Source organism: Mesorhizobium sp. W016 (assembly GCF_054719485.1).
The window spans coordinates 3,761,272-3,776,762 of sequence record NZ_JBTTIF010000002.1 but is presented as its reverse complement, the minus strand read 5'-3'; the positions used below and the strand labels follow the sequence as shown (position 1 = coordinate 3,776,762).

Genomic DNA, 15,491 nt, shown 5'->3' with positions numbered 1-15,491 from the left:
CGAGCCTCATTGTCAAACTGGGGCGAAACTGGCGCGAGACTGCATGAGCATTGGCCCGCTGCCAAGCGGCGGCGGGAAAAATCAGATGGTACGGGAGATCAACCCTGGCGAGCCGGCACGCGCACGACGAGGCCGTCAAGCGCGTCGCGCACCTTGATCTGGCAGGACAGGCGCGAGTTCGGCTGGACGTCATAGGCAAAGTCCAGCATGTCCTCTTCCATCGCCTCCGGCTCGCCGACCTCGGCCGTCCAGGCTTCGTCGACATAGACATGGCAGGTCGCGCAGGCGCAGGCGCCGCCGCATTCTGCCTCGATGCCCGGCACCGCGCTACGGATCGCATTCTCCATGACGGTCGAGCCGTTTTCGGCCTCGACATCGAAAGGAGTGCCGTCATGGGCAATGAAGGTCAGCTTGGTCATTTGTCACCTGAAGGGAGTCCCAGCCGAGATAATCACTCCACCGGACAAGTCAACTGCGGCGCGAAAGCGCCGCTTTGTGACGTTTTTTCGGAAAGCTGGCCAAAGCACGCCCTGGCCCCGTCGATTCATCCCGGTGGCCGCTGCCGAGCGGCAGCCATTACCGGCTGATGGCGGCGATGAAATCGCGCACTTCCTCGATCAGGGTGCCGAGGCGCTTGAGGATGCGCGCATCTTCCGGCTGCTGTTCGATCGAGGTGGCGCAGTCGGCGATGGCAAAGGCGCCGACCCCGCGCGCCGAACCTTTCAGCCCATGCGCCAGAAGCAGTCGCTCCCTGACATCGGCATCGACTATTCTGTCGCGGACGGAAAGCGCCTGCTGTACGAACAGCGCCAATACCTCCTGTTCGAGGGCGCGATCCCCCATAGTCTGACGGGCCAGGTGGGCCAGATCCACTGGGCGCGAACGGGCCGGTCCCGACGCATCGCCGCCCGGCATTGAGAAGGCAATGCCGCTTTCACCGCGTACCAATTTGAAACTCCTTGTGCCGATCGCCGAAAAAACTAGGCGATTTCCGTCGCCAACGCGTTAATGAATGGGCTGGAAAATTGTTGCCGTTGAGGCGGCTAGATCACGTTGTCGTTAACCTTATATTTAAAGTTTTACGTATCTCGCGGAATGCATGTTTTCTTTACCCCTGTGTGTCATTACGATACGAAGGTCCATTTTCAGCCTCCTGCGTGGGATAAGACGAGCCAGAATCAGGCAAAAATAAGAAGTCCCTCGGCAGCTAGTACAGGGTAGCGAAGGCATGGCGAAGAAACCAACGACGACCAGAACTCTCGACAGCGACGTAGCCAGGGAACTCGAAAAGGCACTAGACCTCGATCTCAGCGGAGACGGCAGCGGCGATCTCGATATCGCGGCGTCGATGGAAGATCTGGAAGCGCAGATATCGCAGGCCGCGGACGAACTGGCGCGCGAAGGCCGCCCCCAGAAGCCCGCCCCCGCTCAAAACGCGCCCGTCCAACAAAACCAGAGTGCGAAGCCGGCAGCCAAGCCCGCCGAGTTGCGCCCGGTCGAATCGCGCAACAGCGCGCAGCCAGCCGGCTTCAAGCCGGCAAACGATGACCGCCAGAAAGATTACAAGACGCTGCTACACAGCCTCAACCGGCGCGCGTCTAGCACGATCTATTGGGTCGTGGCGTTCGTGTCGCTGGCCTGGATCGCCGGCGCCGGCGGCCTCGCCAATCTGCTGTTTGGCCCCAGCATCTGGAAAATTCGTACGTTCGATCAAATCCTGGCCCGCCCTGAACTGATCGGCCTAGCGATCGCGGCAATCATACCGGTCGTCCTGTTTTGGGCCTTCGCGGCGATGATCCGCCGCGCGCAGGAAATGCGCATTGCCGCGCAATCGATGACGGAGGTGGCTTTCCGCTTGGCGGAGCCGGAAAACCTCGCCCAAGACCGCGTGATGATGATCGGCCAGGCCGTTCGCCGTGAAGTGGCGGCGATGGGCGAAGGCATTGAGCGCACGCTGGCGCGCGCCGTCGAGCTCGAAACTCTGGTCCACAGCGAGGTCAACCAGATCGAACGCTCCTATTCGGAGAATGAATCGCGCATCCGGTCGCTGGTCGACGGGCTGGGCAGCGAGCGCGAAGCCGTCGTCACTCATGCCGAGCGTGTGCGCGCCTCGATCACCGGCGCGCATGAAACGCTGAAGGACGAGATCGGCGCCGCCTCCGACATTATTCGCGACTCTATCCTCAACGCGTCGACCAAGCTGTCGATGACGATCACGAATTCCGGCGACACACTGATCGACCGCATCAATGAAAGCTCGATGTCGATCTTCGATTCCGTCGAAACCCGGCTGGATTCAATCACCGACAGGCTGTCGACGTCGGGCGAAGCCTTTGCTTCGCTGCTCGACACCCGCATCGCCAAGCTGACGGACACCACAGACGGCCTGACCCGGTCGCTGACCGACCTGCTCGACGACCGCACCACCGGTATGGTGTCGCTGCTCGGCGGCGCCGCCCGCACCCTGAGCTCGGAATTCGAGTCCAGCCTGAACGGCATCGAGCGGACGCTGGCCGAGCGCGGCCAGGCGCTGATCAGCGAATTTCAGACCCGCGCCGAAGCACTCGATACCGGCACGCAGAAGCTCAACGCCGCGCTCGAGGCGCGCGCCCGCCAGATCAACGAAACGCTGGTCGAGCGCGCCCGCGAGATCGCCCACACCTTTGCCGAGAGCAAGGATCATTTGTCGGCCATGATCGATCAGGGCAAGACCCAGATCGGCGCCGACATGGCCGACATCGTCTCGTCGACCTCGTCGATGCTCGAAGCCCGCGCCAGCGATTTCGCCGGCCGGATGGAAGCCGCCCGCCATGTCGTGTCGCGCTCATTCGACACCGACATCCAGCGTCTTGCCGATGCCCGTGTCGGCATCGAGGACGCCGTCGAAAACCACAGCCGCAAGCTGTCCGAAAGCCGCGAACGCATGGCGGCTGCCATGCAGGCGGACCTGGCGAAGTTCGCCGAGGGCCGCGCCGGCATCGATGCGGCCGTAACGAACCAGGTGCAGAAGCTGGCCGAAGGCCGCAACCTGATCTCGCGCGCCCTGGAAGAGGATCTGCGCAAGGTCAACGAGTCGCGCGCCGCCATCGACGCGTCGCTGGGCAGCCATCTCGAGCGGCTTGAAGAAGGCCGCAACCGGCTCAACCAGGCTTTGCATGAAGACTCCGGAAAACTTGTGCAAGCCCGTACGATCATTGACGAAATGGTCGCCGGGCATGTCGGTAAGCTGGCCGAAGGCCGCAACATTCTGTCGCGCGCCCTGGAAGCCGATCTCGGCAAGCTCGCCGACAGCCGCGCCTCGATTGACGGGCTGGTCGCCGGCCAGGTTGAAAAGATCGCCGAAGGCCGCGCCATCCTGACCAAGGCGCTCGAAAACGACATTATCGGCATCAAGGGCGTGATCGAGAACCACTCGGCGAAACTGGCCGAGGACCGAACCGAACTCAGCAAGGCGCTGGAGAACGACCTATCCGGCATCAGAGGCCTGCTCTCCGACCATTCGAGCCGGCTTGCCGACGATCGTGGCCTGTTGTCACAGACGCTCGAGGCCGACCTCGCCAAGCTCGCCGAGAGCCGGTCGAGCATCGACGGGCTGGTCGCCGGCCAGGTCGAGAAGCTGGCCGAGGGGCGCGATATCCTCAAGCGCGCGCTCGAAGCCGACCTCAACACCATCAAGGGTGCCATCGCGGGTCATTCCGACAAGGTGGCGGAAGAGCGCGGTCAGCTTTCCAAGGCATTGGAGGCCGACCTGCAAAATGTGAACAGCCTGATCGCCGACCACTCGAACCGGCTTGTCCAGGATCGTTCGACGCTATCCCGGGCGCTTAAGGATGACCTTCAGAATGTTAACAGCCTGATCACCGACCACTCGAGCCGGCTTGTCCAGGATCGTTCGACGCTATCCCAGGCGCTTCAGGACGATTTGCACAATGTCAGCGGCATCATGGCCGATCATCAAAACAGGCTCGTCCAGGACCGTTCGGCGCTCTCAAAGGCACTGGAAGACGACATCGCCAAGCTGGCGGAGAGCCGCTCCAACATCGATGGGCTGGTCGCCGGGCAGGTCGAGAAGCTCGCCGAGGGCCGCGACATCCTCACACGGGCGCTCGAAGCCGATCTCAATGCGATCAGGAGCGCCATTGCCGACCAGTCGCAGAAGCTGAGCGAAAACCGTGGCGAGTTCGCACGGGTGCTGGAAGCGGATTTGGAAAATGTCAACAGCCTGATCGAGGGTCACAGCGACAAGCTCGTCCGGGATCGCGCGACGCTGTCGAAGGCTCTCGAGGACGACCTCGCCAAGCTGGCCGAGAGCCGGTCGAGCATCGACGGACTGGTCGCAGGCCAGGTCGAGAAGCTGGCCGAGGGCCGAGACATCTTGAAGCGTGCGCTGGAAGCCGACCTGCAGAAGCTGTCGGCAAGCCGCGGTGAGGTTGACGACATCATCGCCGGCCATGTCGGCAAGCTGGCCGAAGGCCGCAACATGTTGACCCAGGCGCTGGAAGACGATCTGGCAAAGCTCGCCGACATACGTAAGGATGTCGACCGCTCGCTGTCGGGCCATATCGACCAGATTGCCGGCAGAAGCACCGATATCTCGGCGGCAATCGCTGCCGATGTCGAGAAGATCGAGCAGGCCTTCAGCAAGCAGACCGGCATCATCGAAGAGCGCGCCGGAACCATGGAGCGCGCGTTGTCGGTGGGTGTCGACAATGTCCGCAGCGTGCTCGAAAAGAGCGCCGTCTTCGTTGCCGGCGCGCTGCGCGAGAAGGTGATGGAAGTCACCAGCGCGCTGCACGAACAGGCCGGTGCTGCCTTCAGTGACGCCGACCGCAAGATCGCCGAGCGTGCCGAGCAGACTTCGGCCGCCCTTTTGGCCCGGGCCGAGGACATCGCCCGCACCTTCGAGGACGCGGATCGCCGTCTGCACGCACGTGCCGAGGACACATCGAGCGCCCTGCTTGCTCGCGCCGAGGATACGACGAATGCCTTGCTTGCTCGCGCCGAAGACACAACGAGCGTGCTGCTTGCCCGGCATGACGAGACGTCGAACTCGCTGCTCGCCCGCGCCGAAGAAACGGCCGGACGGCTGGCTGCCCGCGCCGGCGAGATCGCCGGCACGTTCGACGCCGCCGACCAGAAGCTGGTCGCCCGCGCGGTCGAGACGGCGCAGTCGCTGGCCGACCGCGCCGGCGACATCCTGCGTAACTTCGAGGGCGCCGACCAGCGGCTGAGCATGCGCATCGGCGAATCCGCCGAAGCGCTGGCCGCCCGCGCCTCGGACCTTGGCCGCATCTTCGACGCCGCCGACCAGCAACTGATCTCGCGCATTGCCGAGGGTTCGGACGCGCTGTCGGCACGCGCCACCGAGATCAGCCGCATCTTCGACGAGGCCGATCACCGCCTGGTGTCGCGCATCGCCGACTCCACGTCGACAATCGGCGAGCATGCCGACAACATCGTCGGTGCCTTCGCCAGCACCGAGCAGCGTGTTGCCGAACGCGCACGCCAGACCGGCCAGGAACTTGCCGTCCACGCCCGCGAGATGGAGCAGGCTCTTGCCGGCGCCGACGAGCGGCTGGCCGCGAGCGTTGCGTCCGCAGCTTCGCGCGTCGAGGAACAGGTCGCCAGCGTCGAGAACCGCCTTCTTTATACGACGGAGACGATGGGCCAGAAGCTCAACGAGCAGGTTTCCAGCGCAGAAGCTCAGCTGATCTCGCGCGCCAACACGATTGCGGAGACTTTTACCGCGGTCGGCCAGCACATCGGCCAAAGCACCAACGACGCTGCCAAGACAATCGGCACCAATACCCGCGAGCTCAACACGATGCTGGCGGCGCGTTCGGCCGAGATGGCGAAGATCCTGGACGAAACCGCGCGGCCGCTGGTCGAGCGCTTCGCCCAGGGCGGCTCGGAACTGCAAAAGAGCATGGAAGAGGTCACCGAACGCGCGACCGAGAAGCTGCGCAGCGAAAATGCCGCCCTCGTCAACGCGCTCGCCAGCCGCACCGCCGAAACGCTGTCGGCCGTCGAAGGCGCACGCTCGTCGCTCGCCGATAGCGTCGCCGACCTCATCGGCCGCATGAGCGTCTCCAGCTCGCAGCTTGGTGAGCTGATCGAACAGGCGGCGATCAACCTCGGCCAGGTTGACGAACGTCTGAGCGGCAGCACGCAAAGCTTCGCGGCAACCACCGAAAAGGCCGCGCAGACCTTCGCCAGCTCGGCACGCCTGGTCGATTCGAACACGACGCGGCTTACCGAACTGTCGTCGTCGACCCTGCGCGAAGTGGCCTCGATCGCCACCAAGTTCGACGAGCACAGCCGCTTGCTGTCCTCGGCTTCGGATCTGTTGAGCTCGGCGCAGAGCAATCTGGAGCACACGCTTGAGCGGCAATCGTCGCTCGAAGATCTCGCCGTCGGCCTGGTCAAGAAGTCGGAAGACCTCGAGAAGGTGATGCGTTCGTTCGAAAACCTTGTCGGCCAGACGATGCAGAATGCCGAAGGCAAGACGCTGGCATCAGCCGACAAGATCCGCATCGCCATAACGGAAGTGGTCGATTCGGCAACCAGCCGGTTCGCCGATGCGACCGAGGAGATGCGGCGCACCGCAAGCTCGATCAAGACCGAGCTCGACCTCACCCGCGCCGAGCTCAAGAAGGGCGTCATCGAGATGCCGGAAGAGGCCAAGGAATTGACCTCGGCGATCCGCCGTGCCGTTGCCGAGCAGATCAACGCGCTCAAGGAACTTTCGGATATCGTTGCGAAATCGGGACGCGGCGGCGACAATGCCGAACCGCGCGCCCTGCGCCCGGCGCCGCAGGCGCCAGTGCAGCGCCCGGCCGAGCCGGTACGCCGCCCGCCGCCGGCGCCACAGCCGGAGCGCCCTGCTCCGCAGGCGCCGCTCGGCGGCCTGCGTGGCACGCTCGATATCGAACGCCCTGCCGAAGCACCGCGCCAGCGCGACGCCAACGCCCGCACGCCGCAAGGCGGCTGGGTGCGCGATCTCCTGACCGGGGCATCGCGCGAGGAGGAAGTCGCCAGGCCGGCAGCGCCCGCGGAAGCACCGCGTGCAACTCCCGCCCAGCGCTCGCCGCTGCATGTCATGGAGTCGCTCAACTCGCTCTCGGTCGATATTGCCCGGGCGATCGACCACGACGCCTCGATCGAGCTGTGGAACCGCTACCGGCGCGGCGAGCGTGACGTGTTCACGCGCCGCCTCTACACGCTCAAGGGCCAGCAGACCTTTGACGAAATCCGCCGCAAATATCAGGCTGAGGCGGAGTTCCGCGCCGCCGTCGACCGCTACTGCGACGATTTCGAGAAGCTGCTCAAGGACGTCTCGCGCAACGACCGCGACAACATCATGGCGCAGACCTACCTGACGTCGGACACCGGCAAGGTCTACACCATGCTGGCCCATGCGAGCGGCCGTTTGCACTAGCTACGATTGCTGCATCAAAATGAAAAAGGCGGGAAATTTCCCGCCTTTTTCGTTTGTCATGGATCGAACAATGACGAGCGCAAAGAACTCAGGCTGCCCTTGCTGGCGCGATGGACTGCAAGCTATGCCTCCAGCATGAGGAAATACGGTCGCACCTTTCATCTGCCGATATCGGTCGGAGCCACCAGCGACGACAAGGTCATGGCGTCGCTTGAAGGACTAAGGGTGGCTGATCTTGTGGTCACCGAGAAGATGGATGGAGAGAACACAACCCTTCATCGCGATGGCTCTCACGCGCGCAGTCCCGATAGCCGTTATCATCCATCCCGAGACTGGCTGAAGGCATTTGCAGCAAATGTTTCACCGCAACTTGCTGACGATGAACGGATTGTCGGCGAGAACCTCTATGCCCGACATTCGGTTGCGTATGATGCGCTGCCGTCATTTTTTCTTGGCTTTGCATGGATCATCGGGACCGAGATTCAACCGTGGGATTTGACCCTGGCCCGGTTTGAGGAACTGGGCATCACTCCTGTTCCCACGCTCTATCGTGGGCCTTTCAGCCCCAACCTCTTCGATGATCTGGCTGCGTCCCTGGATAAGGCCAAGCAAGAAGGCTTTGTGGCTAGGGTTGCCAAAGCATTTGCTGAGGCAGACATGCCCATTCGCATGGGCAAATATGTACGGGCAGGACATGTCCAGAGTGAAACCCACTGGATGAAGGCAGAACTGGTCACCAACCGTCTGGCAGGCGGCTAAGATTCCTGGGTCTCAAGCGCCTCGCCGGGTTCGGTCAGATCACCGAATCCGTCCAGCCCACAACATCCTTCGCCGCCTCGCCGAAGGCGCTGTCGAGCGCGTTGACATAGGCCGGATTGCCGCTGCCCGAGACGGGAGCGGATGCGGTGAAGCTCTTCGAGGCGCGCACCTCGCCGTTGCGGTCGTTCAGGATGCGCACGAAGAGATTGACCTCGGCATGCTCGCCACCATTGACGCGGACTTCGAAGGAGCGGATCTCGACGATCACCTGGTAGTCGATCGCCAGCCCCTCGCCCGGCTTGCCGACGCCGGCAAAGCTTCCGGAGCGCTGGAAGGTTTCGGCGAGCCTCGCCTGCACGATCAGCGGCAGCCGGTCGGCCCATTGCGCGCCCTTAAGATACTGGATCGAGCGATCTGACGGCTTGATGACGATGTTCTGGCTGTCCAGCGCCTTGAGCGCGGATGGCTGGGCGATCAGGATCTGGCGGCGGCTGTGGCCATGCGCGTCGATCGACGGGGCGGACAGCTCGAACGTATCGAGTGGCGCCGGCTTGCCTCCCAATGCCGCGCAACCAGCCAGCGTCAGGCCAAGCAAAACGACTGCCGATCTATACCCACCCAACCCGAACGTCACGCGTGATCCCCACTGTCCCCGGATCGTATGATGAATCCGCATCCGCGGTCCATGTAATTGCTGCGGGCGGGCACGGAAGTCAACGCCGTGCCCTGCCATCGAACTGCCGGACCTCGCCGTCGCCGCCCGACAGGATGCGCTGCGGGTTGCGGCTGAGATCGGTCACCGCCTCTTCGATGCGACTGATCGAACGCCGGCTGTCCTGGACCAGCGCCTCGACATTCGACAGGCCCTGGCCCGAGAAGCGCGCGATGTTGTCGGTGATCGTGCCAAGCCGGGCGTTCAGCGTGTCGGCGACCTGCTTGAACGACTTCAGCGTGTCCCTGGCATCGGCCATGACGCCGTCGGCCTGGCCCGAACCGAGCAGCGTATCGACCCTTTTCAGGATGCCGTCGACGCGCACCGAGGCATCGTTGAGGCGCGACGCAAGCTGTTTGGCGTCCTTGATCGTCTCGTCGATGTCGTCGGCCCGGTCGGCGAACTTGTCGGTCACCTTGGCGATGTCGGCGGCGGCCTTGTTGGCATTTTCGCTGGCCTTCTGAATGTTGGCGAGCGCCACGCGCACCTGCGCCGGATCGATGCCGTCGAGCACATTGTCGACCTTTGCCAGCGTGCCTTGCGTGCGCGTGGCGAAATCGTTGACCGAGCCGACCGCGGTATCGACGTTCTTGATCACTCCGTCGAGCTGTCCGCTGGTCTCCTTCAGATTGGCGGTGACGGCGTCCACATTGGCGACGATGCTCTTGATCTTGTCCTTGTCGACGGCATTGAGCAGGCCTTCGGCAGCCTTCAGCGTGCCGTCGAGCTTGCCGGAAACACCCTTCAGCTCATCCGACAGCGCGCTGACGGCGGTCAGGAACTTGTCGATGCCGTCGGCATTCCTGGCCAGCGCATCGGAAAATGTCTGGGCGTTCTTGACGGTCTGGGTCAGCGGCCCGCGCACATCCCTGGTGAAACCTTCTAGGTCGGAAAGCACCTTGTCGGCGCGGGTGAAGATGTTCTGCGCCGTCTGCAGCAGGTTGGTGACCGCTGACGGATTGGCGATGATCTCGGCCGTCCTGCCTTCCTTTGCCGCCTCTTCCAGCAGGTTCGGTTCCTTGGGATCGGCGCCCTTCAATTCGATGTTGACCTGGCCGGCAAGGCTGGCGATGCCGATATCGGCCTGCGTCGATTTGGTGAGCGGCGTTGTCTGGTCGATCTCGGTCGTAGCAATGGCGGCATTGGGGTCATTGCGGTCGAAATAGACGCGCTTGACCACCCCGACCTTGACGCCGTTGAACAGCACCAGACTGCCGGGGCCGAGGCCGGAGGCCGAACCCTGAATGCGCACGCGCAGCTCCGCCGTCTCGCCGCGATCACCGATCTGGGCGGTCCAATAGACGAACCCGAACGCCGCCAGGATCGCAGCCAGGGTGAAAATGCCGACAATTACGTAGTTGGCTCTGGTTTCCATTGCCCCACTTATGTCTATGCGCGCGCGGCAAGATCAAGTTGCCGAGCGCGTTTTCCGCGGAAATAGGATTTGACCCACGGTTCTTCGCTTTTCAGCATGTCGTCGATCGTGCCTTCGACCAGGATTTTCTTGTTGCCGAGCACCGCCACGCGGTCGCAAGCGGTAAACAGCGTGTCGAGATCGTGCGTCACCATATAGACCGTCAGATCCATCGTATCGCGCAACTTCACCACCAATTCGTCGAATTCGGACGCGCTGATCGGGTCGAGGCCGGACGTCGGCTCGTCGAGGAAGACGATGTCGGGGTCGAGCGCCAGCGCCCGCGCCAGGGCGGCGCGCTTGATCATGCCGCCCGAAAGCTCCGAGGGAAATTTTTGCGCGGCGTCCGGCGGCAGGCCGACCAGTTCGATCTTGAGCAAGGCCAGCTCGTCCATCAGTTTCTTCGGCAGATCGAGATATTCGCGCATCGGCACCTGCACGTTTTCCTGCACGGTCAACGCCGAAAACAGGGCGCCGTGCTGGAAAAGCACGCCAAGGCGCATGTCGATGCGCAACCGCTCGATGTCGCTGGCCTTTTCGAGGTCGAGACCAAACAGCTTGATCGTGCCGGACTGCTTGTGCAGCAGGCCGAGAATCGTGCGCAGCAGCACCGATTTGCCGGCGCCCGAGGCGCCGACGAAACCGAGGATTTCGCCGCGCTTGATGTCGAGCGCCAGTTTGTCGAGGATCAGCTTGTCGTCCAGGGCAACGGTGATATCGCGCACCGACAGCACGATATCGTCTTCTTCCATTCCCTGCACAGCCTTGGTCGCCTTTGAGTTTCTGCGCATCATGTCAGAACTCGATCGATGCGTAGAAGATGGCAAAAAGGCCATCGAGGATGATGACGACGAAGATCGATTTCACAACCGAGGCGGTGACGTGCAGACCCAGCGATTCGGCGCTGCCGCCGACCTTCATGCCTTCTACGGAAGCAATGGTGCCGATGATCATGGCCATGAACGGCGCCTTGATCAGCCCGGCGAAGATGGTGCTGATATCGATTGCCCCGCGCAGCCGGTCGATGAAGGCCGTCGGCGCAATACCGGAATAAAGCCAGGCGGCTAGGATGCCGCCGCCAAGAGCGGCAAAATTGGCGACGATGGTGAGACAGGGCAGCGCGATCACCAGCGCCACCAGGCGCGGAAACACCAGCACGCCGATCGGGTTGAGGCCGATGACCTTCAGCGCGTCGACCTCCTCGCGCATCTTCATCGAGCCGATCTCGGCGGTGATGGCGCTGCCGGAGCGGCCGGCGATCATGATGGCGGTCATCAGCACGCCGAGTTCGCGCAGGATCAGCACGCCGACCAGATCGACAACGAAAATGTTGGCGCCGAAATAATTGAGCTGGTAGGCGCCCTGCTGGGCGACGATGGCGCCGACGATCGCCGACATCAGCACCACCACGGGGATGGCGCCGACCCCCATGCGATCGATCTGGTTGAAGATCGCCGCCGGATTGATGGCATGGCCGCGCCCGAGCTTCATCTGGGCGCCGCCGATGGTGGCGCCGAGGATGTTCATCGAGGCGAGGAAGTCGTCGCGCATCTCATAGATGCGGCGGCCGACCGCCTCCAGCCCGCGGAGGATGATGTTGGGGCGCCGGACGCCGCGCGATTCGGGCTCGCGCCGGACAGCTTCGCCAACGGCGCCGAGCAGGATCGAGGCGACATCGCTTTGCCCCTGCATCTTGATCTCGACACCCTTCTTTTCGAAGACACTGACCAGGCGATCGATCAGCCAGGCGCCGGCGGTGTCCATCTTCTCGATGTGGGAAAGATCCAAAGCGAGCGTCTGGAAGCCTTTGCGCTGCTCGATCTTGCGCATCTCGGCGTCGATCAGCGCCACTGTCGTCGTCGTCCAGATGCCGGAGAAAGCGCAGCGGAGGACGCCGCCCTCCTCGCCGACCGCAACGCGGGGCTGGTGGTCGGCCTCCTTGGCGGCGTTGCCGCTTGCGTCGCGTTTGCCGATGGTCAACATGGCGTCCTGTTTAGCCTGACGGGTCGTACCTGTCGATTTGCCGACGACGCGTTGTCGCATAGCCGGAGCAGAAAATTATGGCGCGTGTCATTTCGGTTGAGGCCGAGCGTTTTCCCATTGCCGGCACCTTCACCATCTCGCGCGGGTCGAAGACCGAAGCCGAAGTCATTACCTGCACGATCAGTGATGGGGACAATCGCGGATGGGGCGAATGCGTCCCCTACAAGCGCTATGGCGAGACCATGGAGGGGGTGCGCGACGCCATCGAGGCCATGCGCCGGCAGATAGAAGGCGGCATCAGCCGCAAGGAACTGCTCGATGCGATGCCGGCGGGTGCTGCCCGCAACGCCATCGATTGCGCCTTGTGGGACCTGGAGGCCAAGATCAGCGGCGTTGCGGTCGCGGACGCCATCCACGTTGTGCCCTTGTCGGCGCTGGAGACGGCCTACACGCTGTCGCTGGGCGAGCCGGAGGCAATGGCGGCGCAAGCCCGCGCCAATGCCGGGCGGCCGCTGCTCAAGGTCAAGATTGGCGGCGACAACGACATGGCCCGCATCCGCGCCGTGACCGAAGCGGCGCCCGACAGCCGCATCATCCTCGACGCCAATGAAGGCTGGATCGATGCCAACATCATCGAGAATCTCGCTTTCGCCGCCGAACATGGCATAGCCCTGATCGAACAGCCGCTTCCCGCCGGCCATGATGCCATCCTGCGCCACATCGCGCATCCGGTGCCGATCTGCGCAGACGAAAGCCTCCACGAGGCGAAGGACCTCGAAGCGCTTGTCGGCCTCTATGACGCCGTCAACATCAAGCTCGACAAATCCGGCGGCCTGACCGCCGCCCTTACCCTTCGCGACCGCGCCCGGGAGCTGGGATTCGGCGTGATGGTCGGCTGCATGGTCGGCACGTCGCTGGCGATGGCGCCGGCAGTGCTTTTGGCGCAAGGCGCCGACTTCGTCGACCTCGACGGTCCGCTGCTGCTTGCCCGCGACCGCCAGCCCGGCCTCGTGTACCAGGGGTCGCTGGTGTTACCGCCTGACAGGATGCTGTGGGGCTGAACGCGCGGCGAGCCCGATCAGCGCCAGGCCGACGATGGCGATCGGGATCATCGCCAGGAAGCCGTCGACGCCGTAGCGCTCATAAAGCGGGCCGGACGCCAGCGTCACCGCCGCCATGAAGAAGCCGTTGAAGAAATAGGCAATGCCTTGCGCCGCACCCGTGCGTTCTTCCGAAACCGTTTCGCCGATCATCTTCTGCAGGCCGATCAACACCATCGCCACCGACACCGAATGCAGGGTCTGGACGCCGAAGAAACCGGCAACGCCAAGCCCGAGTGGCCAGATCAACGGAAAGGCGATCCAGCGCACGATGGAGCCGACGCCGGCGATCAGCATCACCTTGACGACTGAGACGGAGGCAAAAATACGGTTGAAAAACACGAACATGCAGACCTCGGCCACCACGCCCCAGGCCCACAGCAGGCCAACGACGGAATCGCTGATGCCGACCGATTTCCAGTAGATTGAGACAAAGCCGTAGAGGAAGGCATGGCTGGCGGTGATGATGCCGACGCCGAGGGTGAAATACAGGAAATACGGATTGAGAAGGCTCGGCGCCTGATGCTGGATGTCGGCGGCAGATAGCGGCGAAGCCCGGCGCGGGCGGCCAAGCCGCGGCGCCAGCAATCCGGCGACGAGCGCGGCAGACAATGCCGCAAAGATGATTACCGGCACGGCCTGCGGGCTCGTCCAGGCGAGGATAAAGCCGCCTGCGACATTGGCGCAGAGATAGGATATCGAGCCCCATTTGCGCATCGCGGTGTAGTTCGAGCCAAAGCGGCGCACACCCGACAGCGCGAGCGAATCGGCGATCGGCGAATGCGGCGTCCACACCACCGTCAGCGCCAGCGATACGGCAAGCACCATGGCGTAGGTCGGGTTGAGGAAATAGCCGGCGGAAAGCACCATCGTCGCGGCCACCAGCGCGATATAGACATCCGCCCTGTCCTTCGCCCGGTCGGCCAGCGCGGTCAGCAGCGGCGTCGTCACCACGCGCAGGAACATCGGCGCCGCCAGGATGATGGCGATCTGCTCGGCGTGGAAACCCTGGGCATGCAGCCACAGCGGGAAATAAGGCACATGCGTTCCCAGCGACACGAACAATGTCGCGAAGATCAGGCTCATACGCAGTTCGAAATGGCGCGGTTTGACGAGTTGTTCAGGCGAGAGCGGCGGCAGCGACATGAATCGATCCAATTACGCTGCACAAAGGGCTGCAACGCAGATCGATCCCTTAACATGCGCGAAAGCGGTCCGAAACTGCCTGGACCAGTCGATTAACAGGAGGGTTATGCCGCTTCGACGACCCTGTCTTCGATCAGCAAGGGGATGAACGGCTCGTCCGGTACTTCGGGCAGCACCAGCGCCCAGTGGATGATCTCCATCTTGCCATCGAAATGTTCGACCACCGCCGTGCAGCTCTCCACCCAGTCGCCGGTGTTGATGTACTGCACATTCTCATAAGTCTCGATCGCGGCGTGATGGATGTGGCCGCAGATGACGCCGTCGACATGCGAGCGGCGGGCCTCCTCGGTCAGCACGGTCTGGAACGAGCCGATGAAGTTGACCGCCTTCTTGACCTTGACCTTAGCCCAGGACGAGAACGACCAGTAAGGGAGACCCAGCAAATGGCGGAGCTTCGTCACCACGCGGTTGACCAGCATCGCGGCGTCATAGGCGTAGTCGCCGAGATAGGCCAGCCAGCGCGCATTGTGGACGACGGTGTCGAATTGGTCGCCATGGATGACCAGCAGGCGCCTGCCATCGGCGGTTTCGTGGATGGCGCGGTCGGCAACGACGATGCCGCCGAAATGCACGCCTTGGAACTGGCGCGCGAATTCGTCGTGATTGCCGGCGATATAGGTGATCGAGGTGCCCTTGCGGGCCTTGCGCAGCAGTTTCTGGACGACGTCATTGTGGCTCTGCGGCCAGTGCCAGCTGCGCCGCAGCCGCCAGCCGTCGACGATATCACCGACGAGATAGATGATATCGGCGTCGTGATACCGCAGGAAATCGATCAGGAACTCGGCCTTGGCCGCCTTCGATCCGAGATGCAGGTCGGATATGAACATGCTGCGGAAAGTGCGGGTTTCTGTACCGGACATCAGATCGTCACCGTTGCTT

The 15,491-nt window shown here is 63.1% G+C and carries 11 protein-coding genes; 3 read left to right on the top strand and 8 right to left on the bottom strand.

The features are described from left to right. Nucleotides 1-98: 98 nt before the first annotated feature. The gene (locus ACYG9V_RS18720) at nt 99-419 is read right to left on the bottom strand and encodes a 2Fe-2S iron-sulfur cluster-binding protein (RefSeq protein ID WP_023673507.1); all 321 of its coding nucleotides are present in this window, start codon (nt 417-419) and stop codon (nt 99-101) included. Between the two features lie 157 nt (nt 420-576). Then, nucleotides 577-915: an Hpt domain-containing protein gene (locus tag ACYG9V_RS18715; RefSeq protein WP_023688665.1), complete on the bottom strand. Its 339-nt coding sequence runs from the start codon at nt 913-915 to the stop codon at nt 577-579. Nucleotides 916-1,228: 313 nt separating this feature from the next. On the opposite strand from ACYG9V_RS18715, the gene ACYG9V_RS18710 reads away from it, so the two are divergent. Together ACYG9V_RS18710 and ACYG9V_RS18705 are read left to right on the top strand one after the other, a co-directional pair. Further along, nucleotides 1,229-7,438, top strand: coding sequence for a kinesin (locus tag ACYG9V_RS18710; RefSeq protein WP_460221996.1), 6,210 nt, complete (start codon nt 1,229-1,231; stop codon nt 7,436-7,438). Between the two features lie 6 nt (nt 7,439-7,444). Next, on the top strand, nt 7,445-8,197 hold the full coding sequence (locus ACYG9V_RS18705; protein WP_245265713.1) for an RNA ligase family protein: 753 nt from the start codon (nt 7,445-7,447) through the stop codon (nt 8,195-8,197). A gap of 34 nt (nt 8,198-8,231) precedes the next feature. Here ACYG9V_RS18705 and ACYG9V_RS18700 read toward each other — a convergent pair whose 3' ends face one another. The 4 genes from ACYG9V_RS18700 to ACYG9V_RS18685 are packed head-to-tail and all read right to left on the bottom strand — an operon-like array spanning nt 8,232 to nt 12,306. Continuing rightward, nucleotides 8,232-8,873, bottom strand: a complete 642-nt coding sequence (locus ACYG9V_RS18700) for an ABC-type transport auxiliary lipoprotein family protein (RefSeq protein WP_444849013.1) — start codon at nt 8,871-8,873, stop codon at nt 8,232-8,234. A 37-nt stretch (nt 8,874-8,910) separates the two neighbouring features. Then, nucleotides 8,911-10,284 carry an MlaD family protein gene (locus ACYG9V_RS18695; protein WP_023690141.1) on the bottom strand — a complete coding sequence of 458 codons (1,374 nt, stop codon included), beginning with the start codon at nt 10,282-10,284 and terminating at the stop codon, nt 8,911-8,913. Nucleotides 10,285-10,298: 14 nt separating this feature from the next. After that, nucleotides 10,299-11,117 carry an ABC transporter ATP-binding protein gene (locus ACYG9V_RS18690; protein ID WP_023684944.1) on the bottom strand — a complete coding sequence of 273 codons (819 nt, stop codon included), beginning with the start codon at nt 11,115-11,117 and terminating at the stop codon, nt 10,299-10,301. Between the two features lies 1 nt (nt 11,118). Further along, on the bottom strand, nt 11,119-12,306 hold the full coding sequence (locus ACYG9V_RS18685) for an MlaE family ABC transporter permease (protein ID WP_352520279.1): 1,188 nt from the start codon (nt 12,304-12,306) through the stop codon (nt 11,119-11,121). 77 nt (nt 12,307-12,383) lie between these two features. Here ACYG9V_RS18685 and dgcA point away from each other — a divergent pair, with 77 nt between their 5' ends. Beyond that, entirely contained in the window at nt 12,384-13,367 is a 984-nt protein-coding gene (dgcA, locus tag ACYG9V_RS18680) for an N-acetyl-D-Glu racemase DgcA (protein ID WP_023829927.1), read from the top strand. Here the strand turns inward: dgcA and ACYG9V_RS18675 are convergent. Both ACYG9V_RS18675 and ACYG9V_RS18670 read right to left on the bottom strand, forming a co-directional pair. Continuing rightward, entirely contained in the window at nt 13,338-14,552 is a 1,215-nt protein-coding gene (locus ACYG9V_RS18675; protein WP_023822364.1) for an MFS transporter, read from the bottom strand. The genes dgcA and ACYG9V_RS18675 overlap by 30 nt on opposite strands. Before the next feature lie 104 nt (nt 14,553-14,656). Further along, nucleotides 14,657-15,472, bottom strand: a complete 816-nt coding sequence (locus ACYG9V_RS18670; RefSeq protein WP_023684940.1) for a UDP-2,3-diacylglucosamine diphosphatase — start codon at nt 15,470-15,472, stop codon at nt 14,657-14,659. Between the last annotated feature and the right edge of the window lie 19 nt (nt 15,473-15,491).

Bases quoted from the DNA above. Each gene is read 5' to 3' on its own strand.
- ACYG9V_RS18720 (WP_023673507.1), bottom strand. From the start codon at position 419: ATGACCAAGCTGACCTTCATTGCCCATGACGGCACTCCTTTCGATGTC.
- ACYG9V_RS18715 (WP_023688665.1), bottom strand. From the start codon at position 915: ATGCCGGGCGGCGATGCGTCGGGACCGGCCCGTTCGCGCCCAGTGGAT.
- ACYG9V_RS18710 (WP_460221996.1), top strand. From the start codon at position 1,229: ATGGCGAAGAAACCAACGACGACCAGAACTCTCGACAGCGACGTAGCC.
- ACYG9V_RS18700 (WP_444849013.1), bottom strand. From the start codon at position 8,873: ATGCGGATTCATCATACGATCCGGGGACAGTGGGGATCACGCGTGACG.
- ACYG9V_RS18695 (WP_023690141.1), bottom strand. From the start codon at position 10,284: ATGGAAACCAGAGCCAACTACGTAATTGTCGGCATTTTCACCCTGGCT.
- ACYG9V_RS18690 (WP_023684944.1), bottom strand. From the start codon at position 11,117: ATGATGCGCAGAAACTCAAAGGCGACCAAGGCTGTGCAGGGAATGGAA.
- ACYG9V_RS18685 (WP_352520279.1), bottom strand. From the start codon at position 12,306: ATGTTGACCATCGGCAAACGCGACGCAAGCGGCAACGCCGCCAAGGAG.
- dgcA (WP_023829927.1), top strand. From the start codon at position 12,384: ATGGCGCGTGTCATTTCGGTTGAGGCCGAGCGTTTTCCCATTGCCGGC.
- ACYG9V_RS18675 (WP_023822364.1), bottom strand. From the start codon at position 14,552: ATGTCGCTGCCGCCGCTCTCGCCTGAACAACTCGTCAAACCGCGCCAT.
- ACYG9V_RS18670 (WP_023684940.1), bottom strand. From the start codon at position 15,472: ATGTCCGGTACAGAAACCCGCACTTTCCGCAGCATGTTCATATCCGAC.